Source organism: Streptomyces oceani (assembly GCF_001751245.1).
Taxonomy (GTDB): Bacteria; Actinomycetota; Actinomycetes; order Streptomycetales; family Streptomycetaceae; genus Streptomyces; species Streptomyces oceani.
Genome location: NZ_LJGU01000114.1, coordinates 374,360 through 400,483, shown reverse-complemented (window position 1 = coordinate 400,483; position 26,124 = coordinate 374,360). Strand labels below are relative to the sequence as shown.

The 26,124-nt window shown below is 72.4% G+C and carries 20 protein-coding genes and 2 pseudogenes; 9 read left to right on the top strand and 13 right to left on the bottom strand.

What is annotated here, in order from left to right:
* Nucleotides 1-66: 66 nt before the first annotated feature.
* Nucleotides 67-300, bottom strand: a complete 234-nt coding sequence (locus tag AN216_RS09060; RefSeq protein ID WP_070196144.1) for a hypothetical protein — start codon at nucleotides 298-300, stop codon at nucleotides 67-69.
* Nucleotides 301-581: 281 nt separating this feature from the next.
* Between AN216_RS09060 and AN216_RS09055 the strand changes: the two genes are divergently transcribed.
* From AN216_RS09055 to AN216_RS09045, 3 genes are all read left to right on the top strand, one after another.
* Complete coding sequence (locus tag AN216_RS09055) at nucleotides 582-2,192, top strand: DNA-3-methyladenine glycosylase 2 family protein (protein ID WP_070196066.1); 1,611 nt, start codon at nucleotides 582-584, stop codon at nucleotides 2,190-2,192.
* A 20-nt stretch (nucleotides 2,193-2,212) separates the two neighbouring features.
* Complete coding sequence (locus AN216_RS09050) at nucleotides 2,213-2,719, top strand: methylated-DNA--[protein]-cysteine S-methyltransferase (protein WP_107401926.1); 507 nt, start codon at nucleotides 2,213-2,215, stop codon at nucleotides 2,717-2,719.
* A gap of 118 nt (nucleotides 2,720-2,837) precedes the next feature.
* Nucleotides 2,838-4,670, top strand: a complete 1,833-nt coding sequence (locus AN216_RS09045) for a protein phosphatase 2C domain-containing protein (protein ID WP_070196064.1) — start codon at nucleotides 2,838-2,840, stop codon at nucleotides 4,668-4,670.
* Nucleotides 4,671-4,747: 77 nt separating this feature from the next.
* On the opposite strand, the gene AN216_RS09040 is transcribed toward AN216_RS09045, so the two are convergent.
* The 11 genes and pseudogenes from AN216_RS09040 to AN216_RS08990 all read right to left on the bottom strand — a co-directional run bounded on the left by AN216_RS09040 (nucleotide 4,748) and on the right by AN216_RS08990 (nucleotide 17,329).
* The gene (locus AN216_RS09040) at nucleotides 4,748-5,755 is read right to left on the bottom strand and encodes an ABC transporter substrate-binding protein (RefSeq protein WP_070196063.1); all 1,008 of its coding nucleotides are present in this window, start codon (nucleotides 5,753-5,755) and stop codon (nucleotides 4,748-4,750) included.
* 68 nt (nucleotides 5,756-5,823) lie between these two features.
* Nucleotides 5,824-6,603 (bottom strand): ABC transporter ATP-binding protein, encoded by a 780-nt coding sequence (locus tag AN216_RS09035; RefSeq protein ID WP_070196062.1) that lies wholly within the window; start codon nucleotides 6,601-6,603, stop codon nucleotides 5,824-5,826.
* Nucleotides 6,603-7,643 carry a FecCD family ABC transporter permease gene (locus AN216_RS28080; RefSeq protein ID WP_212732689.1) on the bottom strand — a complete coding sequence of 347 codons (1,041 nt, stop codon included), beginning with the start codon at nucleotides 7,641-7,643 and terminating at the stop codon, nucleotides 6,603-6,605. Before AN216_RS28080 ends, AN216_RS09035 begins: the two co-directional genes overlap by 1 nt.
* Nucleotides 7,644-8,141: 498 nt before the next feature.
* Nucleotides 8,142-8,963: pseudogene (locus AN216_RS28075) on the bottom strand (MFS transporter); the annotation flags it as partial.
* 71 nt (nucleotides 8,964-9,034) lie between these two features.
* Entirely contained in the window at nucleotides 9,035-9,880 is an 846-nt protein-coding gene (locus AN216_RS09020) for a Rossmann-like domain-containing protein (protein ID WP_070196061.1), read from the bottom strand.
* A 65-nt stretch (nucleotides 9,881-9,945) separates the two neighbouring features.
* Nucleotides 9,946-10,926, bottom strand: a complete 981-nt coding sequence (locus AN216_RS09015; RefSeq protein WP_070196142.1) for a pyridoxal-phosphate dependent enzyme — start codon at nucleotides 10,924-10,926, stop codon at nucleotides 9,946-9,948.
* A 339-nt stretch (nucleotides 10,927-11,265) separates the two neighbouring features.
* Entirely contained in the window at nucleotides 11,266-12,375 is a 1,110-nt protein-coding gene (locus tag AN216_RS09010; RefSeq protein WP_070196141.1) for a DUF2637 domain-containing protein, read from the bottom strand.
* A 136-nt stretch (nucleotides 12,376-12,511) separates the two neighbouring features.
* A complete protein-coding gene (locus AN216_RS09005; RefSeq protein ID WP_079166396.1) occupies nucleotides 12,512-13,387 on the bottom strand; it encodes a (2Fe-2S)-binding protein in 876 nt (291 codons plus the stop codon).
* Between the two features lie 306 nt (nucleotides 13,388-13,693).
* On the bottom strand, nucleotides 13,694-14,479 hold the full coding sequence (locus AN216_RS09000) for a hypothetical protein (RefSeq protein WP_079166410.1): 786 nt from the start codon (nucleotides 14,477-14,479) through the stop codon (nucleotides 13,694-13,696).
* 212 nt (nucleotides 14,480-14,691) lie between these two features.
* Nucleotides 14,692-15,291, bottom strand: a complete 600-nt coding sequence (locus tag AN216_RS08995; protein WP_070196059.1) for a Uma2 family endonuclease — start codon at nucleotides 15,289-15,291, stop codon at nucleotides 14,692-14,694.
* 154 nt (nucleotides 15,292-15,445) lie between these two features.
* Nucleotides 15,446-17,329 carry a PucR family transcriptional regulator ligand-binding domain-containing protein gene (locus tag AN216_RS08990; protein WP_070196058.1) on the bottom strand — a complete coding sequence of 628 codons (1,884 nt, stop codon included), beginning with the start codon at nucleotides 17,327-17,329 and terminating at the stop codon, nucleotides 15,446-15,448.
* A 433-nt stretch (nucleotides 17,330-17,762) separates the two neighbouring features.
* On the opposite strand from AN216_RS08990, the gene AN216_RS08985 reads away from it, so the two are divergent.
* The 6 genes and pseudogenes from AN216_RS08985 to AN216_RS08960 all read left to right on the top strand — a co-directional run bounded on the left by AN216_RS08985 (nucleotide 17,763) and on the right by AN216_RS08960 (nucleotide 25,095).
* Nucleotides 17,763-18,659 carry an FAD binding domain-containing protein gene (locus AN216_RS08985; RefSeq protein WP_070196057.1) on the top strand — a complete coding sequence of 299 codons (897 nt, stop codon included), beginning with the start codon at nucleotides 17,763-17,765 and terminating at the stop codon, nucleotides 18,657-18,659.
* A pseudogene (locus AN216_RS08980) lies at nucleotides 18,650-18,922 on the top strand ((2Fe-2S)-binding protein); the annotation flags it as partial. The gene AN216_RS08985 and the pseudogene AN216_RS08980, both read left to right, overlap by 10 nt.
* Nucleotides 18,888-19,508: a (2Fe-2S)-binding protein gene (locus AN216_RS08975; protein WP_070196139.1), complete on the top strand. Its 621-nt coding sequence runs from the start codon at nucleotides 18,888-18,890 to the stop codon at nucleotides 19,506-19,508. The pseudogene AN216_RS08980 and the gene AN216_RS08975, both read left to right, overlap by 35 nt.
* Before the next feature lie 131 nt (nucleotides 19,509-19,639).
* Nucleotides 19,640-22,039: a xanthine dehydrogenase subunit D gene (gene pucD, locus AN216_RS08970; protein ID WP_070196138.1), complete on the top strand. Its 2,400-nt coding sequence runs from the start codon at nucleotides 19,640-19,642 to the stop codon at nucleotides 22,037-22,039.
* 227 nt (nucleotides 22,040-22,266) lie between these two features.
* Nucleotides 22,267-23,748 (top strand): NCS2 family permease, encoded by a 1,482-nt coding sequence (locus AN216_RS08965; protein ID WP_070196056.1) that lies wholly within the window; start codon nucleotides 22,267-22,269, stop codon nucleotides 23,746-23,748.
* Between the two features lie 144 nt (nucleotides 23,749-23,892).
* Nucleotides 23,893-25,095, top strand: a complete 1,203-nt coding sequence (locus AN216_RS08960; RefSeq protein WP_070196055.1) for an XdhC family protein — start codon at nucleotides 23,893-23,895, stop codon at nucleotides 25,093-25,095.
* A gap of 336 nt (nucleotides 25,096-25,431) precedes the next feature.
* On the opposite strand, the gene AN216_RS08955 is transcribed toward AN216_RS08960, so the two are convergent.
* Entirely contained in the window at nucleotides 25,432-25,971 is a 540-nt protein-coding gene (locus tag AN216_RS08955) for a GNAT family protein (protein ID WP_107401925.1), read from the bottom strand.
* Nucleotides 25,972-26,124 lie beyond the last annotated feature (153 nt).

Sequence of the window (26,124 nt, the reverse complement as noted above, 5' to 3'; positions counted from 1 at the left end):
GGTCCGGGTACGACCGGCTCGCCCGCTCCCGTCCCGCGCACGCGGGTCCTGCTCGTAGGCGAACGGTCAGGCGTGGTCGACGAGTTCGGCGCGGCCCTGCATCCGCGCGCAGTGCGCGCAGCAGTAGAAGTGGCCCTGACTCTCCAGGCCGTGGCCGAGGATGCGGCACTGGCAGTGTTCGCAGATCGGCGCCAGCTTGTGCGCGGCGCACTCGAAGCTGTCGAAGACGTGCACCTCGCCCGCCGTACGGACCTCGAAGGACATCGCGTAGTCGTTCTGGCAGACCTCGCACTCGGCCATGACGATCACTTCTCCCAGGGGGGTCGATTGCTGCGGGGCGGGCCGCTGCCTCGCGGCGTCCCGCTGTCCGACCCAGCACACCGCACCGTCCCGCGCGCCGGCGGGGTGCCGGGCCGAGGCCGCCGGTGCGAATCACCCGCCCGGCTGACCTGCTCCGGTACGGCGGCCGGCCCCGCCCGCCGTACCCACGGAAGCGGCCGCCCGCCGCCGTGTTCCGCCGTACCGTGCCGTCCGATTTCCGCTAGCCCGGGCCTTACGGGAGGCGCAGACTGGACCTCGTGATGACGGAAGAGAGCAGGTACGAGGCGGTACGCAGCCGCGACGCGCGGTTCGACGGCGTGTTCTTCCTCGGCGTGATGAGCACCGGCATCTACTGCCGGCCGAGCTGCCCGGCCATGACGCCCAAGCGGGACAACGTACGCTTCCATCCCACCGCCGCCGCGGCCCAGCGAGCGGGCTTCCGTGCCTGCCGCCGCTGTCGCCCCGACGCCGTCCCGGGCTCGCCCGAGTGGGACGTACGCGCCGACGTGGTCGGCCGGGCCATGCGCATGATCGCGGACGGTGTGGTGGACCGCGAGGGCGTCTCCGGCCTCGCGCTTCGCCTCGGCTACAGCGCCCGTCAGCTCCAGCGGCAGCTGACCGCCGAGCTGGGCGCCGGCCCCGTCGCCCTGGCCCGCGCGCAACGCGCGCACACCGCGCGGCTGCTGTTGCAGACCACGTCACTGCCGGTCACCGACATCGCCTTCGCCGCCGGGTTCGCGAGCGTACGACAGTTCAACGACACCGTTCGGGAGATCTACGCCGCGACCCCCAGCGGACTGCGCGCGGCACGTCGCGGCGGCATCGGCTCCGTGGGGAAGGCCACGGTCGCCCCGGATACCGCGAACACAGCCTCCGCCAGCCCGCCCTCCGCCGCCCCCGCTGGGACCCCCTGCGCCGGCGTGCCGCTGCGCCTCGCCTACCGTGGCCCGCTCGACGCCGCCGCGCTCTTCGACTTCCTGGAGCGCCGTGCCGTCCCGGGCATCGAGGAGGTACGGCACGGCGGATCGGGCCGGGTCTACCGCCGGACGCTGACGCTCGACTACGGCGTCGGCGTCGCCGAGGTGGACGAGCACGCGGGCGGTGGCGGCGACCATCGCTGGCTGGCGGCGCGACTGCGGCTGGCCGATCTGCGCGACCTTACGGCGGCGGTTGCGCGGCTGCGGCAACTCCTCGACCTGGACGCCGATCCGTACGCCATCGCCGAACGACTCGGCGCCGATCCGCTGCTCGGGCCGCTGGTCACCGCCGCGCCCGGCATCCGCTCGCCCGGTGCCGCCGACCCGCACGAACTGGCCGTACGCGCGGTGCTGGGGCAGCAGGTCAGCGTCGCCGCGGCACGTGGCCTGACCGGGCGGCTGGTGGCCGGCTACGGCAAGCCGCTGCCCGCTCCGGACGGCGCGCTCACCCACCTCTTCCCGCGAGCCGAGACGCTCGCCGGCGCGCCACTCGAGGAACTGGGCATGCCCCGCGCCCGTAAGGACACCCTGCGCGCCGTCTGTGCCGCGCTCGCTGACGGGACCGTCGTCCTCGAACCGGGGGCGGAGCGGGCGGAGTGCGAACGGAGCCTGCTCGCGTTGCCCGGCATCGGACCGTGGACCGCCGGCTACGTGCGGATGCGTGCCCTCGGTGACCCCGACGTCTTCCTGCCCGGCGACGCCGGCGTACGCCACGGCCTGGCCGCCGTCGCGGGCGCCGTCGGTGGGGCCGCCGTGCGGGGAGCGCCTCCTGTCCGGGACCCCGGCGGGGCGACCGACGCCGAACGCTGGCGGCCCTGGCGCTCGTACGCCCTCCACCACCTCTGGCGCGCCGCCGCCCCCGGCCCGTTCGCCTCTGCCACCCGCGGCTCATGACCACACGGCACCAAGGAGACATGATGTTGTACACCACGCACCCCAGCCCGCTCGGCGAACTGCTGCTGTCCGGGCCCGAACCGGGCACCCTCGCATCGGTGTCCATGCCCGAGCAGAAGGGCGGCGCCACCGTCGGCGGGCACTGGCGGCGGGACGACACCGCCTTCGGCGCCGCGGTCGACCAGTTCGACGCCTACTTCGCCGGGGACCTCAAGGAGTTCGACCTGAGGTTCGCCACCGGTGGCTCTCCCTTCCGGGAGGCGGTCTGGGCGGCGCTGGACGAGATCCCGTACGGCAGCACCGTCACGTACGGCCGACTCGCCGCCATGGCGGGCCTCGACCCACGGGCCGTGCGGGCGGTGGGCGGCGCCGTGGGCGCCAATCCGCTGGCCGTCGTGCACCCCTGCCACCGTGTGGTCGGGGCGAACGGCTCGCTCACCGGATACGCGGGCGGCCTCGACCGGAAGCGCCGACTGCTCAGCCTGGAGGGCGCGCTGGACTCCGCGGGCACGCTCCTCGCCCGCTGAGTCCCCGCCGGCTGCCGGGAAGTGGACCGTCCCCACGGGCGGGTGCGGGCACGTCGCCGGTGGCCGGGAATCGTGTGGTGATGGCGTCCGGGCGCGCGTGGTCGGGGAGAATGACGATATGAGTGACGAGGGGGAGCGGCGTGGTCCGCGTACCGAGCAACAGGACGACTGGTGGCGGCAGTTGTACGAAGCCGACACCCGGGACACCGGCGGCGCCGAGGGCGGGGACACGCTGGATGACCGCTTCGCCTCGGTGACGCGCACGGTGGGATCGCGGGCCGGTCGGACCAGCGGCCCGACGGCCGAGCGACGGGACGGGGCTCCCTCGGACGTAACCCGGTCCGAGGAACCCGCGGGGTTGGCCGAACCGAACGGCTCGCGGAGCACAGACCAGCCGGAGGGGCCGGACCAGCCGGAGGGGCGAAGGGAGCCGGAGGCACGGGACGAGCCGGAACGGGCGGGGGAGCCACCGCGTTCGGACGACGTCCCAGGGTGGCCCGCGACCGATTCGCTCGACCCCTGGCACCTGGGCCCGACGTATCCGGAGCCGCCCGCGACGGACGAACCGGCGGCTCCGGAACGGCCTTCCACGGATCCGGCGCCGGAGGCCGCCGCTCCCGCGCCGGCGGCCCAGTGGCCGGTAGCCCCCGCGGCCGCGCATACGACGCAGGTGTCGCAGCACGTACCGGAGCCCGAGCCGGTAGCGGAGCCCAGCGCGTCGGAGCCCGCGCCCGACGCAAACGCCGCGCCCGAACCAGCCCCGACGACGCGGGCGGCGGAACCGGGCCTGAGCCCGCAAGCGGACCAGTCCCCGCAGCAGCCGGCTCCCTCCCCGGCCGCCGCCACCGGCCCGGAGCCCGCTGAAGAGCGGTCCGCGACCGAGCCGCCGACACCACCCGCCCGGCGCCCCGAACCCGCCGAGCCGCCCGCCGCACACCCCGAACAGCTCGCCGAACTGGTCCCGGACACGGTGCTGGACGGCGCCCGACATGGCCGACTCGCCCTGCGAGCCACCTCGTTGCGCGGCGACACGGCCAGGGAGCTGGGCGAGCCGCGTCGGGACGCGCTGTTCACCGCACGGTTCGGCCAGGGCGGGGACGCCCTGCTGCTGGTCGCCATGGCGACCGGGGCCGGACCCGCGGCCGTGGCGGGCGCGGCGGCACGGGACGCGTGCCACTCGATCGCCGAGACGGTGGGCCGCAGCCACACACGGCTGGCCGAGGACATCGCGGCCGGTCGGCGGACCGCGCTGAAGTCCGGCCTACAGCGACTCACCGACCGGAGCTACGGCAGGCTCTGCCTCTCCTCGGAAAGCGGTCCGCCGACCGATGAGGCGGAGCCGGCTCCCGCCCTCCGCTGCCTGCTGCTGCCGGCGGATCCGGACTGCCCGAGCAGGGTGTTCTTCGGGATCGGCGGGGGCGGCCTCTTCCGGCTGCGCGAGGGCGTATGGCAGGACATTGAGCCGAGCGTGGCGCAGCGTCCCGAGAGCGCGGAGCATCCGCCGAGCACGGCTGGTACGACGGGCGCCCCGGCAGCCCCCGGGCCAGCCGGAGCGCGGCAGCACGCCGAAGCACCGGCGGACTCGGCCGGCGCCGCGCCGTACGCCGCCACCGAGCCCGGCGCGGACCCGCGCGCCACGATGCACCTGGGCTTTCCCGCCCCGGCGACGCCGGAGCAGCCGCCGCCGGAACCGTTCCGGACCGAGCCGGCCCGCCCGCAGCCCTTCCTGTTCCGCGCCTCGACGGCCCGCCCGGGCGACACGCTGTTGCTTGCGAGCGCGGGCCTGGCCGAACCGCTACGGGAGGCAGCGCACTTCGCCGAACGCCTGGCCGCCCGCTGGTCCGACACGGCCGGCCCGCCGGAACTGGCCGCCTTCCTGGCCGAGGTGCAGCCCCGTCCGCGGGACGTGTACGGCGCGGACCGTACGGCCGCCGCGGTCTGGGAAGGGTGACGAACACCGCGCGCGATGAGGACGCCGGTGCCGGAGGCCGGTGGTGGCGGGGTGGCGCGGCCCGGAGCGTCACGCCGTCAGCGGGAGAGCTTCCGCAGGTAGGTGGCGAACTTCTCCAGGCCGTCGATGTTGCGCGGGCCGCTGATTCCCTCGTTGTAGTCGAGCACGAAGAAGTTCTCCTTGCGTACGGCCGGCAACCCACGGGTCTTGGGGGAGTTCTTCAGGAACTCGATCTTCTCCTTGGCCGGTTTGTCGCCGTAGTCGAGGATGATGATGACCTCGGGGGCGGCCCGGGTGACGGATTCCCAGTTCACCTGCGTCCAGCGTTGGTTGAGGCCCCGGAAGATGTTCTGACCGCCGGCGGCCTTGATGATGTCGTTCGGCGGCACCTGGTTTCCCGCGGTGAAGGGCTGGTCGCTGCCGGAGTCGTACAGGAAGACGGGCGTCCGGTCGCTTCGGGGCGCCTTCTCCTTGACCTTCGCCACCCGTTGCTGCATGCGTCGTACCACCTTCTCGGCCCGTTCGGGGACCCGGAATATCTGTCCGAGCCGCTTCAGGTCGGTGTACAGCCCTTCGAACGGGTCGACCGTCTCCGGGTGTTCGGGATAGTTGAAGCAGCTCTCACTGTGCATGAAGCTCTGGATGCCGAGCTTGTCCAGGATCTCGGGAGTGATGCCGCGCTGGTCGCTGAAACCGGAGTTCCAGCCGGCGACCACCAGATCGGCCTTGGCCTCCATGACGACTTCCTTGTTGAGCAGGTCGTCACCGAGATTCCGCACCTTGGCGTACTCCTCCGCCCAAGGGGACTCGCTCACTGGCGGGTTGGCGGGTGGCATGACGTACCCGTGTACGTGGTCGGTGAGCCCCAGCGCGAACAGCTTGTCGGCGCTCCCGCCCTCGTAGGCGACGGCGCGCTGGGGGAGCGTGTACTCCACGGGCTCACCGCATCTGCGCACGGTGGCCTTCCGACCGCTCTCGTCCGACGGGTCGGTCTGTGCACCGCAGCCGGTGAGCAGCAGCGAGCACAGCACGAGTGGCACGCCGATCCGGCGCGAGTGACGGTGGGTGGGTGGGGTCGCCGACATGGGGGACGGCACCGCCTTTCCGAGTTCTCCGGAGTGCCGGATGCTTTGGGTTTCCAGGGGGCCTTGGGTCATCGCGTAGCGGGATGGTCGAGATCGAACAACAGTTGTGGGCAGCCGTTCAGCGGATGCGGCACCACGCTGGCGCGCACTCCGAAGACCTCCCGAACCAGCTCCGCGCTCAGGACGTCCTCCGGAGTGCCGGCGGCCACCAGCCGACCCGCGGCGAGTACGCCGAGGCGGTCGCAGGCCGCAGCGGCGAGGTTGAGGTCGTGCAGGACCACGAGGACGCTGACCTCCTGCCGGCGCAGCAGCGAGAGCAGCTCCGTCTGGTGACGGAGGTCGAGGTGGTTCGTCGGCTCGTCGAGGATCAGGACCCTCGGCTCCTGCACGAGGGCACGCGCCAGCAGTACGCGCTGTCGTTCGCCGCCGGACAGCGTGACGACGCCACGGTGGGCCAGTTCGCGGATGCCGACCTGGTCCATCACCCGCTCGCACAGCTCCCGTTCCGCGCGGCCTGGTGTCCGACCGCCGCGCAGGTGCGGCGTGCGACCCAGGGCGAGCATCTCGGTGACCGTGAAGTCCAGGTCGAGATCGGCGTCCTGGGTCATGGCGGCGACGTGCTGGGCGGCGTGCCGGGCACTCATCCGGGGCAGTTCCTCGTCGTCCAGCCACACCGTGCCGGCGTTCGGGCGCAGTGCTCGGTACACGCACCGGAGCGCGGTGGACTTGCCGCTTCCGTTCGGTCCCACCAGTCCTACGACCTGGCCATCGGGTACCCGCAGGGAGAGTTCACGCAGCAGTGCCGCGCCACCTCGTCGGACGGACAGATCGTCAAGTGTCAGGTTCATCAGCGTCCTCCGAACAGATAGGCCCTGCGGCGCAGGAGAGCGACGAAGACGGGCACTCCGACGAGCGCGGTGATCGCGCCGAGCGGGAGTTCCCGTGGGGCCACCAGGGTCCGGGACACCAGATCCGCCCAGACCATGAACACTGCCCCGGCCAGCGGAGCCACAGCGAGCACACGTGCGTGGGTGGCGCCGACCGCCATGCGCACCACGTGTGGCAGTACGAGCCCGACGAAGCCGATCGCTCCACTGACCGCCACCATCGCGCCGGTTACCAGCGACACGAGCACCAGCAACTGTTTGCGCTGCCGGTCCGGGTCGATCCCCAGGCTGGCCGCGGCCTCGTCACCGAGGGAGATGACGTCCAGAGTGCGGGCGTACCGACGGAAGACCAGCACACCGAGCAGGACGAATACGGTGACCAAGGGCAGCGTGCCCCAGGTGGCCTTGCCGAAGCCGCCCATCGTCCAATAGAGGATCAGACTCGTCGCCTCGGCGCCCGGAGCGAAGTAGATGATCACGCTGAGCAGCGCCTGGAGTCCCAGCGAGATCGCCACTCCGCTCAGTACGAGCCGCAACGGCGAGAGTCCGCCACCCGGTCCGGCGGGTCCCACGGAAACGGCGTACACCAGCGTCGCCGTCGCCAGCGCGCCGAGGAACGCGCCCAGGGACACCGCGTGCACGCCGAACGCGGCAAGTCCCCCGGTCACCGTGATCGTGACGGCGCCTACCGAGCCGCCGGAGGAGACACCCAGTACGAACGGGTCGGCGAGCGCGTTGCGTACCAACGCCTGAATGACCACCCCGACCGCGCTGAGCCCGGCGCCGACCACCGCCGCCAGCAGCACCCGTGGGGTACGTATCTGCCAGATGATCTGGTAGGCCGTGACCTCGTCCGCCGCTATGTGCCCGCCGCTCAACGCGGCCCACAGATGGCGGGCCGTCTCGTCCGGTGCCACTACGGCGGGCCCGAGGCCGATCGCCAACAGCACTGAGCCGAGCAGCAGGAGGGCGAGCGGGACGCAGAGGGCGCCCAGCCGCACCCGGGAGGTGAACGGGCCGTCCCGCCGTGCGCGGGCGTCACCGCCGGTGTTCGTGTCGGTCTGGCCCGCGGCCGGCTCGTTCTTCGACTCCTCGGAGGTCACGGAGCCGGTGGTGCCCCGTCCCGAGCCGCCGGCCACCAGGAAGGCGGCCACTGACGCGAGGAGGATCAGGGAGCCGAAGACCACCGCGGTGCCCGCGTAGCCCGCCAACGCGAGACCGGCTCCGCCGAGCGTCGTACCGAGGAAGACCCCGAAGCTCATGCCCGCGGCGTTGACGCTCAGCGCCGAACCGCGCTGTCCCGCACAGCGCCGGACCAGCAGACTGACCACACAGGCGGCCACCGTCGCGTGACTGGCCGCGTGCAGCGAGGTGAGCAGCAGGGCCAGGGGCAACCACGAGGTGAGGAAGAACCCGACGACGGAAACCAGCGCGAGCGCCAGCGCGAGGATGAGTACCCACTCGGTGGAGACCCGCGCGGTGGCGGAGTTGGTGAACCGTCCGGTGAGCAGGTTGCTCACGAAGAACGAGGCCCCGCTGAGGGTCCACACGAACGCGAAGAGGCCGGGGGTCAGTTGGAAGCGTTCGTCGTAGTACGCCGCGAGGTAGGCGAGGTAGCCCATGAACACGGCGGTGCGCAGGCAGGCGATGAGCAGCAACGGCGGTACACCGGGCGTGGCGGCGAGCTTCCGGTAGGACGCCAGGTAGCCGGTCCTGGAGGCCGGACCTGCCTCGGTGGGCGGCTCGACGTTGTCACTTTCATCATCGGACCGGCTCCCGCCGCCGCTGGTTCCTCTTACGAGGAACGCCGCCAGCAGCACCGACAGGACCGCTACCGCGAGCAGGTCGCCGGCCCAGCCCCACAGCAGTGCGGGCAGCGCCACGACCGGCGCGGCGAGCATCGCCGTCATCGACTGGGTCGCTGTGACCAGCGTCGCGGCGCGGGCGGCGGCGACGTCCGTATCGAACCGGTCGGCCGCCGCGGCGGTCAGGGCCGGGTTCAGTACGGAAGTGGCGGCGCCGACCAGCAGGCAGAAGACGGCGAGCAACAGGAGGTCCCCGCTCGCGCCCAGCGCGGCCGCCCCGCCGAGCAGCAGCAGGGCGCCGGCACTCGCCCGCTCCCTGCGCACCCGGTCGAGTAGCGGCGCCAGCGCCGTACCCACCAACAGGGCCGCGATTCCGCCCAGGCCACGCAGGCTGCCGAGGCTGGCGACATCGCCGCCGGCCTCCTCTGCCATGGGCACCAGGTACGTGCTGAACACGGTGAACGGGAGCAGGCTGACGGCGGACGCCAGCAGTATCGGCCACAGGTTGCGGACCATCCGCCGGTCACCGGGTGGCCGGGGATCCGCCGTACCTCGCTCCGCCGCCGTGGAGTTGTGGACCTCGGCGCTCACGGTGCCCCCTGGACGGTCACGCACCCGGTGGCGGGGGAGCGGTAGCGGTACAGGGCCGTGGAGTCCGCGCTGCACTGCGAGAAGGGAAACGGTTCCGCGGACAGCGCGGTGACGCCGGCGGCCAGGAACGCCCGTACGACGGCAGCGCCGGTCTGGGCATATCCGATCAGTGGTGTGCCGTGCGACCGACAGTGTTCGAGAAGCCGGTCGAAGGTGCCGTTGCTGAGCGTCATGCCGGTGGCCACCACCACGTCGGCGTGTGGGAGGACGGTGGTCATGTCCTCGGAGACCGGGTCGTTCCACTGGGTGGAGCGCAGGTTCAGATCGCAGGGCAGCGGGATCCCGCCGCGCAGTCGTATCGCCGCGACGAGCGGGTTGACCACGCCGATCAGCGCCACCCGGGCACCCTCGGGGATGTCCAACAGCTCCGCGACGGCGGTGTCCCGGGCCTGAGCCCGCTCCTCCGGTACGCCGCCGGGCAGGGTGACCGCTTCGGCACCCGCCCCGGCGTGCGGCCGTACCCGCGTGAGGTAGGCGTCCAGGGCCGCGATCCGGACCGGCGTGCTGGGGTGGTGAAGCAGGCCCGCGAGGCTGCGCCCCGAGGTCGTCGCGCAGCAGTCGGGGGCCAGCTCACCCGGCTCGAACGCGGAGGCGCCGAACGCGGCACCGGTCCGCAGCAGCAGGTAGTGGTTGCGGTAGGTGACGTCCCCGCCGGTCAGACGGGTGGTGTGGTGGAGCCAGAACGCGCTGGTGACTGTCATGGTTGACGGCGCGGGGCCGTGCTGACCGGCGAGTACCGCCTCGGTCAGCTCGGCCACCGTGCTCGGTGGTGAGGGTGACATGTGCTCTCTCGTTCAGACATCGGTGCGGGCGTGGCCCGGCGCGTCGCCGCTCCGAGCGGGTGTGGCTATCGCCACGGCGCGGTTGACCAGGGGGCGCTCAACTCGCGGGGGCCGGTGACCTCGTGCGGCTTGAGGGTGTCGATGTCGAGGGCCTCGGCGTGGCGCGCGTAGACCTGCTCCACGTAGCGGTGGCCCGTGTCGGCGGCGACGAACAGGTGGGTCCGTGCGTGGTCCCGTTCCTGCTCCCAGCGCGCCGCGAGGTAGCTGGCGCCGGAGGACAGGCCGGCGAACACGCCGCTGTCCCGGAGCAGACCGACGGCGCCGGCCATGGCGTGCTCGAAGTCGAGCCAGTGCAGCTGGTCGTAGAGCCGGTGTCGGACGTTGCGGAACTCGATGGCGCTTCCGATGCCGGCGATGATCATGTCCGGATCGGTGATGTGCTCCGCGCCGAAGGTGACGCTGCCGAAAGGCTGCACACCGACGAGGCGGACGTCCCGCCCCTGTTCCCGCAGCCGGGTGGCGATGGCGCCGGTCGACGCCCCGGTGCCGACCCCGCCGGTGAGGCTGAGCGGACCCGTGGGGATCTCCCGGGCGATCGTCTCGGCGACCTCGCGGTATCCCAGGTAGTGGATGTCGTCGTGGTATTGCCGCATCCAGTGGTACGAGGGGTTGCGCTCGATGAGTCGGGTGATCCGTCGGACCCGCTCGCCCTGGTCCAGTCGCAGGCTGCGGGACGGGTCGACCTGTTCCAGCGTGGCCCCCAGCGCTTCCAACTGCACGCGGAGGGTGGGGTCCACGGTCGTGGAGCCCACGATGTGGCAACGCATGTCGTAGCGATGACAGGCGAGCGCCAAGGCGAGGGCGTAGATCCCGCTCGAGCTGTCGACGAGGGTGTCTCCGGCCCGGACGGTGCCGGAATCCAGCAGCCGGCGAACCGCCCCCAGCGCGGAGGGCACCTTCAGGATCTCGAACCGGAGACATATCAGCTCCGGCCGCACAGTGACCAGAGCCGGTTGCTTCACCACCTCCGCTATGTGGTCGTGCATGTGATCGCCCATCAGTCGGATCGTCCTTGTCGCCCGTCGGGTTCGGACCCCGGCCGTCCCGCCGGGGTGGGTCGCTCCGTCCGGACACGGATACGCACGGCGCCGGCGTCGGCCGGGGTCGGTGTTCCGCGGTGTGCCCCACGGTTCGGGCGCTGGCGTGCGCGCTCTGAGAGCATTCAGTAAATGAAAATGATTGTCAATATCGAATGTGCGAGCCGTGCTCTTCCGGCGACCGCTCTCGGTGACCACGGGAGTGGCGCGGGGCACACGAGAGCCCCCGCGCCGTCCCGCTCGAGGCGAGTGGCGCGAGGGCTCGATGCAGACCGGCTGGTGGCCGACTCAGCTGAACTGCCGCTCGATCTCCGCGAGTTTCTCCTCCAGCGAGTCGAGTCGCGGGCTGGCCTGGCTGGTGGGTTCCGCGCCCGCGCTCGCTCGCGTACGTCCCTCCGCCGGGTCCGTACGACGCTCGGTTCCGCCGTCCGTCACGGCCTGCAGCGCCGGACGTGGGAGCTCCGACTCCGCTCCGGGTGGCAGGGCGGCGCCTAGTGGACTCTCCGCCGGAGCGCCGGTCTGCTGCGCGGGGCCGGCGGAGACCTCCACGTCGGTCGTCGGCGACCCGGCCGGGCCCCGGCGCCACGACCGCTGCTGCCGGTGCTGGCGGTTGAGCGCCTTCACCCGTGCCCGCTCCAGCTTGCCGTGCTCCCGCCGGCGTTGCCGCTCCTGGGCCGCGCGGCGACGTTCCTCGCGCACGGCGTCCACGGCCTCGTCCAGCGTGCGTACGCCCTCCAGCAGCATCAGCGACCAGGCGCGGTACGTCTCACGCGGTGCTCGGAGCCAGCGTACGAACCGGATCTGCGGCAACGGTCGGGGCACCAGGCCACGTTCGCGCAGCGCGGCGCGACGGGTCTGCTTCAACGCCCGGTCGAAGAGGATCGCCGCGGACAGCGACATCCCGGCGAAGAACTGCGGTGCCCCGGCGTGCTCCGCGCCGCGCGGCGCGTGCACCCAGTTGAACCAGGCGGCGGCCGCGGCGAACGACCACACCAGCAGCCGGGAGCCCAGCGAGGCGTCACCGTGGCTGGCCTCCCGGACCGCGATCACCGCCGAGAACATCGCCGCGCCGTCCAAACCGAACGGCACCAAGTACTCCCAACCCCCTGAGAGGTTGAGGTTCTGCCGCCCGAAGCCGACCAGGCCGTGGAAGGAGAGCGCCGCCGCGACCGCCGCGCAGCAGAACAGCAGCAGGTACGAGGCGGTGGCGTAAACCGTCTCCTTGCGGCGGCGGCGCTCCTCCAGCCGCTCCCACGAGTCGGCCGCCGTCCCGTCTTCCACGTGCTGCTCCGCCGCCGCCCGCCGACCGCGTGCCAGCAGCGCCACCGCCGCCAGCATCCCGACGAAGAGCACGGCGCACGGCAGCACCCAGGTCATCGGTACATCCGTCCACGTCATCGACTCGTCCCTCGCCCCGGCGTCGTTGTCGCCGAGCATCCTGGGGGCAACCCCCCGCCGATACCGGGGGTTTGGGACAGAGGGCACGCCAACGGGCGGTGCCCGGGCGCGTGCCGACCGTTTTGCGTCGAACGGTTCAGCCCGGGTCGGTCAGGCGCTCGATCCGCTCGGCGTCGCTCGTGCGGGGACAGGTCACGCAGGTGTCCTCGGGGCGCAGGGTGTAGTAGAGGCAGCAACTCGCCCGATCCCGGGTGGTCAGCGGCTCGCCCGTCCGGGGCGTCAGGGTGCGGAAGCCCGCCCCCTGGACGTACGGCGGAGTGCTCCCCGGAAGCAACCGGCCGACCTCGGCCCGCGCGCGCTCCTCCGCGCCGAGCAGATGGCCCATATACCAGAGCCCTTCGGTGATCTCGTCGGTGGCCATCCCCCACAGGGCCCGCGCTCCGCGCCGTATCAGCGGGCGAAAGGCGTGCAGGACGGGCTCGAGGTGCGTGGCGATGGCGGTCCGTACGGCGACCCGCAGCGCTTCCTCGTCCGGGACGATACGGGCGCGCGGGTCGCCGGCGGCAGGATCACCGGGCAGGCAGGCGAACTCGTCCACGCGCACGGAGAGTTGACCGAGCCGCCGCTGGTAGGAGACCGCGTCCACGGGGATCGACGGGACCCTGCGGTACAGGAACCAGGGGAGGGTGACCAGCAGACAGGCCGGCCAGGCGTACCGGTGGAGACCGAAACTGGCCACCACGTCGGGTCGAGCCGGGCGGTCGTGGTCCCGGAGCAACTGCGCGCGGTCCCAGGCCAGGAACTCCTCCAACGCGGCTCCGCCTCGAGCCAACTCGGCCGCGGTGACCCAACCGTCCCCGGTGTGCGGCGTGTCGCTCTCGTGCACCCGCAGCGTCGGGAAGACCGCTGCCAACCGCGCGTACGCGGGGGAGAGCGGGGTGTCCCCGGCCTCCCTGGGCGGGGGCCGTCGCTCAGGCGCCGCGGGGGAGGCTACAGCAGCGGACTGGAGCATGGGACGGACCACCGGGGAGGAGAGGGCTTGCAGGCAAGGCTTACCTTATCCGACGGTGCGCCGGGATGCCTTGTCGGCACCGCCGCTGGTCGGGGCGTGTTGGCGCCGGTTCCTCCGGCCGCCTCGGGGGTGGCCTCGCGGGGTGACCCGCGCGCCGGGACTGTCGTACGGATGATCCCGCCGTCGTACCGTCCCCGGAGGTGGTGCTCCGCTCCCTCGGCCGCGCCGGCCGGCCCTCGTGCGCCTCGTGCGGCCGTGGTGGCCCGCGCCCAGCTCCCGTACGACCGCTTCCGCACGACTGCCCCGTCACGCCCCCGCCAGCTGCGCCTCCAGCCAGGTCGGCACGCCGCCGAGCAGCCGGAACAGGCGCTTGGCCTCGTCCCGCAGCCGGCCGGCCTCCTCGTCCGGCTGCACGTCGGCCAGCGCCGCCAGCGCCGGGGCCATCCCCACCAGGAAGCCGAGCCGCTCGCGCAGATGCAGCGACTCCGCGAAGCCGTGTCGGGCCTCGGCCAACTCGCCGTCCCGTAGCGCCAGTCCGGCCAAATGCCGCCAGGTGGAGGAGCACAGCAGCGTGTCGCCATGGGCGGTGGCGCCCGCGTGCGCCCGCCGGTACGCCGCCTTCGCGGCCGGTGGATTCCCGCCCAGATGCTCGGCGATCAGCCCGCGCCGGAAGTCCAGCAGCGGACGGCCCTCGGCCGTCGGAGCCAGCAGCGCGGCGGCCCGACCCAGCGCGGAGCGCGCCTCGTCGGCCCGGTCCCGCTTGCCCAACACGGTGGACGCGTACGCGAGATGGCCGCGCTCACAAGCTGCCGCCCCGCGCTCGTCGTCGTCGCTCGCCGTCGCCTCCGCCGCGCGCAGCGCGTCCTCCGCCTCCGCCCAGCCGTCGGCGGTGAACACACAGCGCTCCACCAGCAGCGCCGCCCGCTGGATGGCCGCGGTGGAGTCCGCGTCAGCGCGCGGTTCGAGCAGGGCGGCGGCGTCCGCCCAGCAGCCACGGGAGCGCAGGCGCCACACAGCCTGTTCGGACGGGGTCGCCCCGTTGAACGTGTCCGAGGGTCCCTGGTGGGAACTCCTTCGTGCCGGCCCTGGCATGGCGCTCTCCGCCACAGTGCCCTCCCCAAGCGCGCCGTTGAGCTGGATGTGCACGAATCTCAGCACGAACACGGGCGCGTCGCCAAGAGAAGGTGTGAAGCACTTCACAAAGTTTTACTCGGTGGCCTCATCTGCCAAGCCGCCGAGGGTGGCCGCTCGTCGGCCGCCCGGTGCTCGTACGTCGGTCGCACCCGCGGGCGTACGACCGGTGGTCACTCCGCTGACTCCCGCGGGAAGCCGTCCGTGCTGAGCACGAACGCGTCCAGGCTGTCCCCGAAATCGATCGGCTCCCCGAAGTCCGTGCTGAGCGTGCTCGCGAAGCCGCCGTCCTTCGGGTGGACGTGCAGCAGACACCGGCCGACGTACGGATCGACGATGAGGTACGCGGGGATACCGGCCTCGGCGTACGCCCGGAGCTTGGGGCCGTAGTCGTTGGGCGCCGTGGGGCGGGAGATGACCTCGACGATCAACTCCACGTCCGGCGGGGCGAATCGGTCACGACTGTCCGGTCGCGCGCCGTCGGCGATCTTCGCGAGGTCCGGTGCGAAACCGTTGAGGTGACCGGGAAAGTCGATCCGGACATCGGAGTCGATCTCCGTTTCCTCGCCGAAGTGTCCCTCGAGCTGGCGAAGGATCGTTCGGATGACCTTCCAATGCGTGCGGCGCTGTGGCGACATGTGTACGGACCCCTCGACGATCTCGACCTTGTAGCCCTCGGGAACAGGCATCCGGTCCAGTCGCTCGAACAGTTCGTCCAAGGTGAGCTCGCTCGGCTCCGTCATGGGCATCCTGTCGGCTAGTTCGACGGTCACGGTGACGCTCCTCCCCGCCGTGCCGGACGGCACAGCCGAGTGGTCCAACGATACGTCCGTACGAAGGTCACGGCCGAGGTCAGCACGCACCAACCCCGCAGCAAGCCGCGCCAAGGCGGCGCCAAGCGCATGCCCCACGCACGCCATGCCCCGCTCAGCTCATACGCAGCGCCAGGAAGAAGTCCAGCTTGTCCTCCAGCCGGGACAGGTCACGCCCGGTCAGCTGCTCGATCCGCCCCACCCGGTAGCGCAGCGTGTTCACGTGCAGGTGCATTCGGGAGGCGCACCTGGTCCAGGAGCCGTTGGCGGCGAGGAACTCCTCCAGGGTGGTGATGAGTTCGGCGCCGTGCCGATGGTCGTACGCCCGGATCGGGTCCAGCAGCCGGGCGGTGAAGGCCCGTCGCACGTCGTCCGGGACGAACGGCAGCAGCAGCACGTGCGAGGCCAGTTCCTCGTGTCCGGCCGCGCACACCGTGCCCGTACGAGCCGCTGCAACCCGACGGGCGTGCCGGGCCTCCTCCAATGCCCCGCGCAGGCCGTCCGCGCTGTGCACGGCTGCGCTCACCCCGAGGGTGAGCCGTCCGTCGCCCGCGAGGCCGCGCTCCAGCGGCACGCGTACGGCCTCCAAGAGGCGTTCCGCGCGCAGCTCCGCACGGCCCGGGCCCGCCTCGGCTGGGTGCGTCGCGTCCCGCGGGTCCGTGTCGGTGGCGCCCGTGTGGGTGGCGTCCCCGTCAGGAGCGTCCGCCGGCGATTCCGACCACCCCGAGGCGGATCCAGGGAAGGAGTGGTCCTCGCTGGTACGGCCGTCCCGCGTGGCCGGCAGGGGCACGAGCGCCACCGCCTCCCGCGCGGTGTGGGCGACCGCCGCGCGGTCTCCGCCCTCCGGCTCGGCGGCGGTCCACGGGCCGGACAGCGTCTCCTCCAGCAGCGACTGCGCGGCCCGCCCGTGCCCGGTGCCGTCCGGCCCCCACTCGACGCGCGCCACCAGCACCTGCCAGTGCGGGGTGTTCCCCAGCTCGGGCAGCAGCACCGGAGCGGCGACCCGTAGCCGGGCCGCGACGTCCCCGGAGGGCGCCCCGCTCTGCACCAGCTCCAGCACCTCCTGGGCCAGCCGTCGGCGTACCGTACGGGACGCGTCCCGGCGATCGCGCTCCGCCGCGATCAGCTGCGTGACCCCGCGCAGCAGGTCCAGCCGCTGGGCCGGCCAGTCACGCGGGTCGGCACGCACCGCCAGCAGCCAGTCGGACAGCATCGTCTCGCGCGGGTCGCCCTCCTCCGTCCGGACGGGCAGCAGGGCGTAGGCCACGTGTTCCACGACCGTTCGGTACGGGCCCGGCCGTCCGTTGCGTACGGCCGACAGGTACGCGCCAGCGAGCTGCGCCCGGACCCCGGAGGGCAGCGCGCGGGCGCCGGGCGCCTTCGCCGCTTCCGGTTTCGCCGCTTCGGTGCTGACCGGACGGCCTTCTCCGGTGCTTCTTCGTTCGGCCTCGCCCGTCCCCGTACCGCCCGCCCCGGCCACCTGGCGGCCGGTGGCCGAGAGCACCCAGGCGCGCAGGTCCAGGTCGCCGAGCAACAGGTCCAGCAGCGCCTCGGGTCCGCCGCCGCCCGGGCCGGCGGAGACCAGGCGGCGGTGCCGGTCCACGACGGCGGCCAGGTCCCCCGCTCGTTCGGTCGACACCTGCCGTACGACGTGCTCGGTGATCGTCGCGAAGGCGACGTCCTCCTCCACCGCGAACAGCGGCAGCCGGTGCTTCCGGCAGGCGGCGACCAACTCCTCCGGCACCGCCCCCAGCTCGGCCTCCCCGGCGGCCAGCGCCGCCACCTGGGCCCCGACCAGGATGCGTACGAACGGCTCCGCGTCCGCTGCCGTACGCCGCCACGCCAGGCCGGTGAGCACCAGCTCGCCCCCCGAGAGGTAGCGGCTGGGGTCGCGCAGGTCGGTGGTCATCACGCCGTGCACCGTCCGGTCGAGTTCGTCCTCACCGCCGAGCAGCCGCAGTCCCAGGGAACCCGTCTCCAACAAAGTGCGCAGCCGCATGTCCTCGCCCGCCGTTCCGTCGCGTCCTGTGCCAGTGAGTGGTGCGTGTGTGGACGACCACCCGTGCCCACGAACGTCGGCCCGATCCCGCACGGGTGCTGCACCACGTCGGCGGGAACCACGTACGGGCCCGAGGGCCATTATTGTGGGAATCTACAAGACGGGGTGGCGAGGACGTCAACCGGTTCATGGTTTCGGTGACTGCACCGTGCCGGGGCCCGCCCGGTCTACTGGGTCCCCTGCCAAGACCGGGCGGCTCGTCCATGGTTGGGCCGGGGCAGGCGCCCGGGCCGACAGGGCCAGCCAGGCGACCGACGGAGAGCAGCGAACCCGAGAAGCGAACGAGAGGCGAACGAGAACCGAACCGCTCCGCACCGGGGCGGCCCACGACCACCCCATCGGTATCGCCGGTGGAGTCCTCGCGAGGAGACTGATGGAGTTCCTGCGCCCCACGGGCTGGGACGAGGCGCTTGCCGCCAAGGCCGAACACCCCGGCGCCGTGCCCATCGCGGGAGGTACGGACGTGATGGTCGAGCTGAACTTCGACCACCGCCGCCCGGATCACCTGCTCGACCTGAGCGGCATCGCCGAGCTGCGGGACTGGGAGACCGGCCCGGAGACCGTACGACTGGGAGCCGCCGTCCCGTACACCCGCGTCATCGAGGACCTGCGGGACGAACTGCCGGCTCTGGCGCTGGCCGCGCACACCGTCGGCTCCCCGCAGATCCGCAACCGCGGAAGCGTCGGCGGCAACCTCGGCGCCGCCTCGCCGGCCGGTGACTCGCACCCCGCGCTGCTCGCCGCCGGCGCCGAGGTGGAGGCGGAGTCCGTACGCGGCAGCCGGCGGATTCCTGTGGAGGAGTTCTTCACCGGGGTCAAGCGGCACGCCCTGGCGCCGGACGAGCTGATCCGGGCCGTGCGCGTCCGCCGGGCGACCGGACCGCAGCAGTTCGCCAAGGTCGGCACCCGCAACGCCATGGTCATCGCGGTCTGCGCCTTCAGCGTCGCGCTGCACCCGGACACCCGTAGCGTGCGTACCGGAATCGGTTCGGCCGCGCCGACACCCGTACGGGCGCGGACCGCCGAGGACTTCCTGACCGCCGCGCTCGAGGACGGCGGCTTCTGGGACAGCGGCGCCGCCCTGCCTCCCTCCGTCGCCAGGCAGTTCGCCGAACTGGCCGGCGCGGCCTGCAACCCGATCGACGACGTACGCGGCAGCGCCGCCTACCGCCGGCACGCCGTGTCCGTGCTGGCCCGGCGCACCCTCGGCTGGACCTGGGAGAGCTACCGCGGCGGTCGTACCACCGAAGGAGGCGCACAGTGCGCGTGAGTTTCCGTGTCAACGGCCGCCGGCAGCAGGCGGACGACGTCTGGGAGGGCGAGTCGCTGCTCTACGTGCTGCGCGAGCGGCTCGGCCTGCCCGGCTCAAAGAACGCCTGTGAGCAGGGCGAATGCGGCTCCTGCACGGTTCGGTTGGACGGCGAGCCGGTTTGCGCCTGCCTGGTGGCGGCCGGCCAGGTGGAAGGCCGCGAGGTCGTCACCGTCGAGGGCCTCGCCGATTACGCCAACCAACGGGCGGCGGGCACCGCGGCGGCCGATCGGGGAGCCGCCCNGGCTCGGCCTGCCCGGCTCAAAGAACGCCTGTGAGCAGGGCGAATGCGGCTCCTGCACGGTTCGGTTGGACGGCGAGCCGGTTTGCGCCTGCCTGGTGGCGGCCGGCCAGGTGGAAGGCCGCGAGGTCGTCACCGTCGAGGGCCTCGCCGATTACGCCAACCAACGGGCGGCGGGCACCGCGGCGGCCGATCGGGGAGCCGCCCCGGGCGCCGCCTGGGAGTCCGCCTCGGCGGAAGCCGGGCCGGCGGGCACCTCGCTGGACGCGGCCCGTCGCTGGCAGGCCCGGCCAGCCCCCGGGGAGCAGCCGGACGGTGCCGAACTGGCGCCCGTACAGCAGGCGTTCATCGACGCCGGAGCCGTGCAGTGCGGCTTCTGCACCCCTGGCCTGCTCGTCGCCGCCGACGAACTGATCGAACGCACCCCGCAGCCCTCGGACGCCGACATCCGTGAGGCGCTCTCCGGCAACCTCTGCCGCTGCACCGGCTACGAGAAGATCCTCGACGCGGTCCGGCTGGCCGCCGCCCGTAGCGAGGACCCCTCGGCGACGGGGGAGGTGCGGAAGTGACTCCCCACGCCGAACCCCGTGGCGCCGAACCCCGTACGACCGAGAACCGTGCCCCGGAAGGCGCCGCACGCCCAGCACCCGCCGGCACGCCCCCGCGTGCGCAGACCGCCCCGAGCCGGGTCCCCACCAGCTTGGAGCAGGGCAGCGCCACCCGCGGCGGCATCGGCGAGTCGACCCTGCGCCCGGACGGCACCCTCAAGGTGACCGGCGAGTTCGCGTACGCCTCGGACATGTGGCACGAGGACATGATCTGGGGCTACACACTGCGCAGCCCGCACGCGCACGCCGAGATCGTCTCGATCGACGTCTCCGAGGCGCTGCGCCAGGCCGGCGTGCACACCGTGCTTACCCACGCCGACCTGCCGAGCGACACCACCCACTACGGCCTGGAGATGCAGGACACCCCCGTCCTGGCGAACGACCGGGTGCGGCACCACGGCGAGCCGGTAGCCCTGGTCGCGGCCGACCACCCGGAGACCGCGCGCCGGGCCGCCGCCAAGATCCGGGTGGAGTACGCCGTGCTGCCCGTCGTCCACGACGAGGAGTCCGCGACCGCCCAGGACGCCCCGTTGCTGCATCCCGGCCGCGCCGACCACCACGCGGAGCACGTCCCGCACCCGAACATCGTGCACCGCCAGCCCATCGTGCGCGGCGACGTGGCGGCCGGGCGGGACCGGGCGGACGTGATCGTCAGCGGTGACTACGAGGTCGGCATGCAGGACCAGGCTTTCCTCGGCCCGGAGTCCGGGCTGGCCGTGCCGTCCGAGGACGGCGGCGTGGACCTGTACGTCGCCACCCAGTGGCTGCACGCCGACCTGCGGCAGATCGCCCCGGTACTGGGACTGCCCGAGGACCGGGTGCGGATGACCCTCTCCGGTGTCGGCGGGGCGTTCGGCGGGCGCGAGGACCTGTCCATGCAGATCCACGCCTGTCTGCTGGCGCTGCGCACCGGCCGCCCGGTGAAGATCGTCTACAACCGCTTCGAGTCCTTCTTCGGCCATGTGCACCGGCACCCCGCCCGGCTGCACTACGAGCACGGCGCCACCCGGGACGGCCGGCTCACCCACATGACCTGCCGGATCGTGCTGGACGGCGGTGCCTACGCCTCGTCCTCACCGGCCGTCGTCGGCAACGCCGCCTCGCTGGCCGCCGGCCCGTACGTCATCGACGACGTGCGCGTCGAGGCGCTCGCGCTCTACACCAACAACCCACCCTGCGGCGCCATGCGCGGCTTCGGCGCGGTCCAGGCGTGCTTCGCCTACGAGGCGCAGATGGACAAGCTCGCCGCCGAACTCGGCCTGGACCCGGTGGAGTTCCGACAGCGCAACGCCATGTCGCAGGGCAGCGTGCTGCCCACCGGGCAGCGGGTGGACGCACCGGCGCCGGTCGCGGAGATCCTGCGCCGGGTGCGGGCCATGCCCATGCCGCCGGAGCGGCAGTGGGAGAGCGCCGAGCCCACCGGCGGCGCGTCCCCCGGCACGGCGGTGGACGTACGCGCCCTGCCCGGCGGACTCTCCAACACCACGCACGGCGAGGACGTGGTGCGCGGTGTCGGCTACGCCGTCGGCATCAAGAACGTCGGCTTCTCCGAGGGCTTCGACGACTACTCCACGGCGCGGGTCCAGCTCCAGGTCATCGGTGGCGAGCCGGTCGCGCTCGTGCACACCGCGATGGCCGAGGTGGGACAGGGCGGCGTGACCGTCCAGGCCCAGATCGCCCGTACGGAGCTGGGCGTCACCCGGGTCAGCATCCAGCCCGCGGACACCCAGGTCGGTTCGGCCGGCTCCACCTCCGCCTCCCGGCAGACGTACGTGACCGGTGGCGCGGTCAAACACGTCTGCGAGCTGGTACGGGAGCGGGTGCTGGAGCTGGGTCGCGCCCGCTTCGGGACGTACCACCCGGCCTGGGCACAGGCGGAACTCCTGCTCGAGGGCGGCAAGGTGGTCACGGACGGGGGCGAGGCGCTGGCCTCGCTCGCGGACGTGCTCGAGGACGAGACGATCGACCTCGAGAGCGAGTGGCGGCATCGACCCACCGAGGCCTTCGACCTGGTCACCGGCCAGGGCCAGGGCCACGTGCAGTACTCCTTCGCCGCGCACCGCGCCGTCGTCGAGGTGGACACCGCGCTCGGTCTCGTCAAGGTCGTCGAACTGGCCTGCGCGCAGGACGTCGGCAAGGCGATCAACCCGGACGCGGTGATCGGACAGATCCAGGGCGGCAGCACACAGGGCCTCGGACTGGCCGTGATGGAGGAGATCGTCGTGGACCCGGACTCGAAGGTCCGGAACCCGTCCTTCACCGACTATCTGATCCCGACCATCCTGGACACCCCGACGATCCCGGTGGACGTGCTCGAACTCGCCGACGAGCACGCTCCGTACGGCCTGCGGGGTGCCGGCGAGGCACCCACCCTGTCGTCCACCCCCGCGGTACTCGCCGCGATCCGGCAGGCGACCGGACTCGACCTGCCCCGGGTGCCCGTACGCCCGGAGCATCTGACCGGCACGGACAGCGGCACCGACGCCGGCTGAACACCGGACGGTAGCCCGCCGTACGGGCTGGCCAAGCCCTCCGGGCGGGGGGCACGGACTGTCACTCCTCGCCCCGCCCGGAGCCTCGGCACGGCGATCCCGGCCCCTCCGGCCGGTGGGTTGTCGCGCCCCCGCGCCTCGGGCCGTCCCCCGGGTCGTGCATATCCCACGTCCGTGCGCCCACGCGCGCCGGGCGCACCCGTGAACGCATCCTGGGAGAAGCACGCATGACCCACTCACACGTGGGGCCGGAGACCACGTCCGAGGACGCGGGCCGCGGCTCGCGCCCGCCCGCCGGACGGTCCTGGCTCGACCGGTACTTCCACATCTCCGACCGCGGGTCGACGCTCGCCCGCGAGGTACGCGGCGGCGTCACCACCTTCATGGCGATGTGCTACATCGTCCTGCTCAACCCGGTGATCCTGTCCGTCCCGGACGCCACCGGAGCCCATCTCGACCCCGGGGAGCTCACCACCGCCACGGCCTTCGCCGCCGCGGTCACCACCCTGACGATGGGCGTACTGGGCAACGTGCCGCTCGCGCTCGCGGCCGGCCTCAGCGTCTCCGCGGTCGTCGCCTTCCAGGTAGCCCCGGAGATGACCTGGGGCAACGCGATGGCCATGTGCGTCATCTACGGCGCGGTGATCATCCTGCTGGTGGTCACCGGGCTGCGCGAGATGATCATGAGCGCCATCCCGCTCTCGATGAAGCACGCCATCACCATGGGCATCGGTCTCTTCGTCTGCCTCATCGGCCTGGTCCAGGCGGGCTTCGTCACCAGCATGGGCGGGCCGGGCGGTGTGGCCGGCGAGAAGCCGATCCAGCTGGGCAGCGGCGACCAACTGGCCGGCTGGCCGGTGCTCTGCTTCTCCGTCACCGTGTTGCTGATCTTCCTGCTGCAGGTACGCCGGGTGCCCGGCGCCATCCTGATCGGGATCGTCAGTGGCACGCTACTGGCCGCGCTGGTGCACCAGTTCGCCGGCATGACGCGGAAGGACTGGGGTGGCCGGAACGCCCCCGAGGTCACCGGATCACTGGTCAGCACCCCGGACTTCGGGCTGTTCGGCGAGGTGTCGTTCGACGGCATCGCGGACGTCGGCGGGGTCACGGTGGCAGTGATCGTCTTCACCCTCGTCCTGGCGGGCTTCTTCGACGCGATGGGCACCATCATCGGCATCGGCCAGCAGGCCGGGCTGGTGCGTTCCGACGGCCGGATGCCGGGTCTCAGCAAGGCCCTGGCCATCGACGGTGCGGGCGGTGTCGTCGGGGGCCTGGCCGGAGCCTCGGGACAGACCGTGTTCGTCGAGTCGACGGCCGGTGTCGGCGACGGCGCGCGTACCGGCTTCGCCAGTGTGATCACCGGACTGGGCTTCTCCGCCTGCCTGTTCTTCACGCCGCTGGCGCAGGTGATCCCGACCCAGGTGGCCGCGGCGGCCCTGGTGGTCATCGGCGCCATGATGATGAGCAACGCCAAGCACATCGACTGGGACGACCCGGGCACCTCGGTTCCGGTCTTCCTGACCACCGTGCTGATGCCGTTCACGTACTCCATCACCGCGGGGATCGCCGCCGGGGTCATCGCCCACGTGCTGATCAGGGCGGTGCAGGGGCGCTGGCGGGAACCGGGCTGGCTGATGTGGACGTTGGGCTTCGTGTTCCTCGTCTACTTCGCGCTGGGGCCCATCGAGAGCTGGCTCGGAGTACGGTGACAGGACGTTTCGTACGTCCGGGTACGGCCGTGGGCGCCCGTACCCGGACGTACGGCTGACGCCCGTGCCGGAACGCCCGACTGACGCCCGCGGACCGACGAGGGCGGACCGACAACCGAAGGCATGGCCGTAAGGAGCAGCCCGATGCTGGACATCGCCGAAGAACTCGGCCGATGGTGCGCGCAGGACCGCGACTTCGCCGTCGCCACGGTGGTCGCGGTAAGCGGCAGCGCGCCCCGGCAGCCCGGCGCGGCACTGGCGGTGGACGCGGCGGGCACCGCCGTCGGGAGCGTGTCCGGCGGCTGTGTGGAAGGCGCGGTGTACGAGCTGTGCCAGTCCGCGCTCGAGACCGGACAGGCTGTGCTGGAGCGCTTCGGCTACAGCGACGCGGACGCCTTCGCCGTCGGCCTCACCTGCGGCGGCGTCATCGACGTCCTGATCACCCCGGTGCCCGCCGGGGCCCCCTGGCGGGCCCTGCTGGCGGAAGCGCTTGACGCCGCGGTGAGCGGCGCGACGACGGCGGTCGTGCGCGCCGTGGCCGGGCCCGCGGAACTCCTGGGCCGGTCGCTGCTGCTCGTGCGTGCCGACGGTTCCCACGACGGCGGACTCGGCGGGCCACCGGAGCTGGACCGTACGGCGCTCGACGAGGCGCGCGCGATGCTGGACGCGGGTCACACGGGCACGCTGGAGATCGGCGCCGACGGCAGCCGCTGCGGGCAGCCGGTGACGCTGCTGGTCGAGTCGCGGGTGCCGGCGCCGCGGATGCTGGTCTTCGGGGCGATCGACTTCGCCGCGGCGCTGGTGCGTACGGGCGCCTTCCTCGGATACCGGGTCACGGTGTGTGACGCCCGGCCGGTCTTCGCGACGGCCGCGCGTTTCCCCGAGGCGGACGAGGTGGTGGTGGAGTGGCCGCACCGGTATCTGGCGGCCACCGAGGTGGATTCCCGCACGGTGGTCTGCGTACTCACGCACGACGCGAAGTTCGACGTGCCATTGCTGGAGTTGGCCTTGCGCATGCCGGTGGCCTACGTCGGCGCGATGGGTTCCCGGCGTACGCACCTGGACCGGCTGGAGCGGCTGCGTGCGGAGGGGCTGACGGAGGCGGAGCTGGCGGCGCTGCGCTCGCCGATAGGGCTGGACCTGGGCGCGCGTACCCCCCAGGAGACGGCGCTGTCCATCGCGGCGGAGATCGTCGCCACCCGGCGGGGTGGCACGGGCGTGCCGCTCACCGGAGCGCACACGCCGATCCACCACGACGGTCACGGCGGCGCGGGCAGCGCGGCCGGCGCGGACGGCGCGATGGGTGAGGACGGCCGGGAGCCGGCGCGGTTGGACCCGGCGGCGTAGGTCACCACAGCGCTCGCGCGACGGCCGCGCCCGGCGTGCGCCAGCGTCACGCCGAGGATCACTCCGGGGGCAGCCGCCACGGTCGCGCACTCCCGCGCGCCACTCGCATGGCCCAGAGGGGCCCTTCGGTCTCCTCCGCCCGTCATGGTGCTGGGAGCCCCCTCCGACGAGCGCGTGTGGCGCGGAACACCGGCGGCCGGCGCCGCGGACGCCCCAAGGAGCTGCGACATCAGCCGGACAGATCTGTGGCATCGATTCCTCGCTACCGATGGATCTCGCTCCCTGAGAGAGCGACACACTGCTGGTCGCGGATTCGTCCCGGGCCGGCGGAAGGGATCAACCGGTGGTCAACGGGCCAATACGGTAGAGGACTTCATCGTGGTGAATCTCAGAGAAGAGGACGCTGGGAAACAGCACACGAGTCTCGATGGAGGCAGAGTGCTTATCGGCGAACCGCTTCAGCATCATGATGATCGACTTGTTCTCGGCACAGACGGTGGTTTCAACGTACCGGACACCCCTGGCCACCTCCTGGTCGGCCGCGGCCTGGAAGAGTTTTTCCCTGAGGAAGGGGATTCCGCGCCGCGGGTTGACGGCGGTTTGCCGGACGAAGTAGGTCTCGGGCTCGTCCGGGCGGCGGTAGCCAGTGAGAAAGCCGATGAGTTCGTCGTTCAGGGTTACAACCAGAGAACCGTCGGCGAAATCCAGGAACCACAGCGCGTAGTAATGGAGGCTGTTGGAGTCCAGGTCGGGGGTGTTCTCGGCCAGCTTCCACGCAGCTGGACTGTCCTCGGGCAACGGAACACGTAGAACGACTTGCTTGTTCGAGACGGTGCCGTCGTCTGCGCCGGCCGCGGATGTAGAGGTAATCGCCATCGTCAGACCACCTTGGAGCCCGACAGCAGTGGACGGGCGCCGTTCCCGTCGTGGTTATCGCCCCTGCTCACCGTCGAGTTGTACGATGCTGCTGACCTGGCCATGTGGGCTCGGAGGCAAGCGCGGAGAAGCACTCTGGCTCGGTGAAAACCC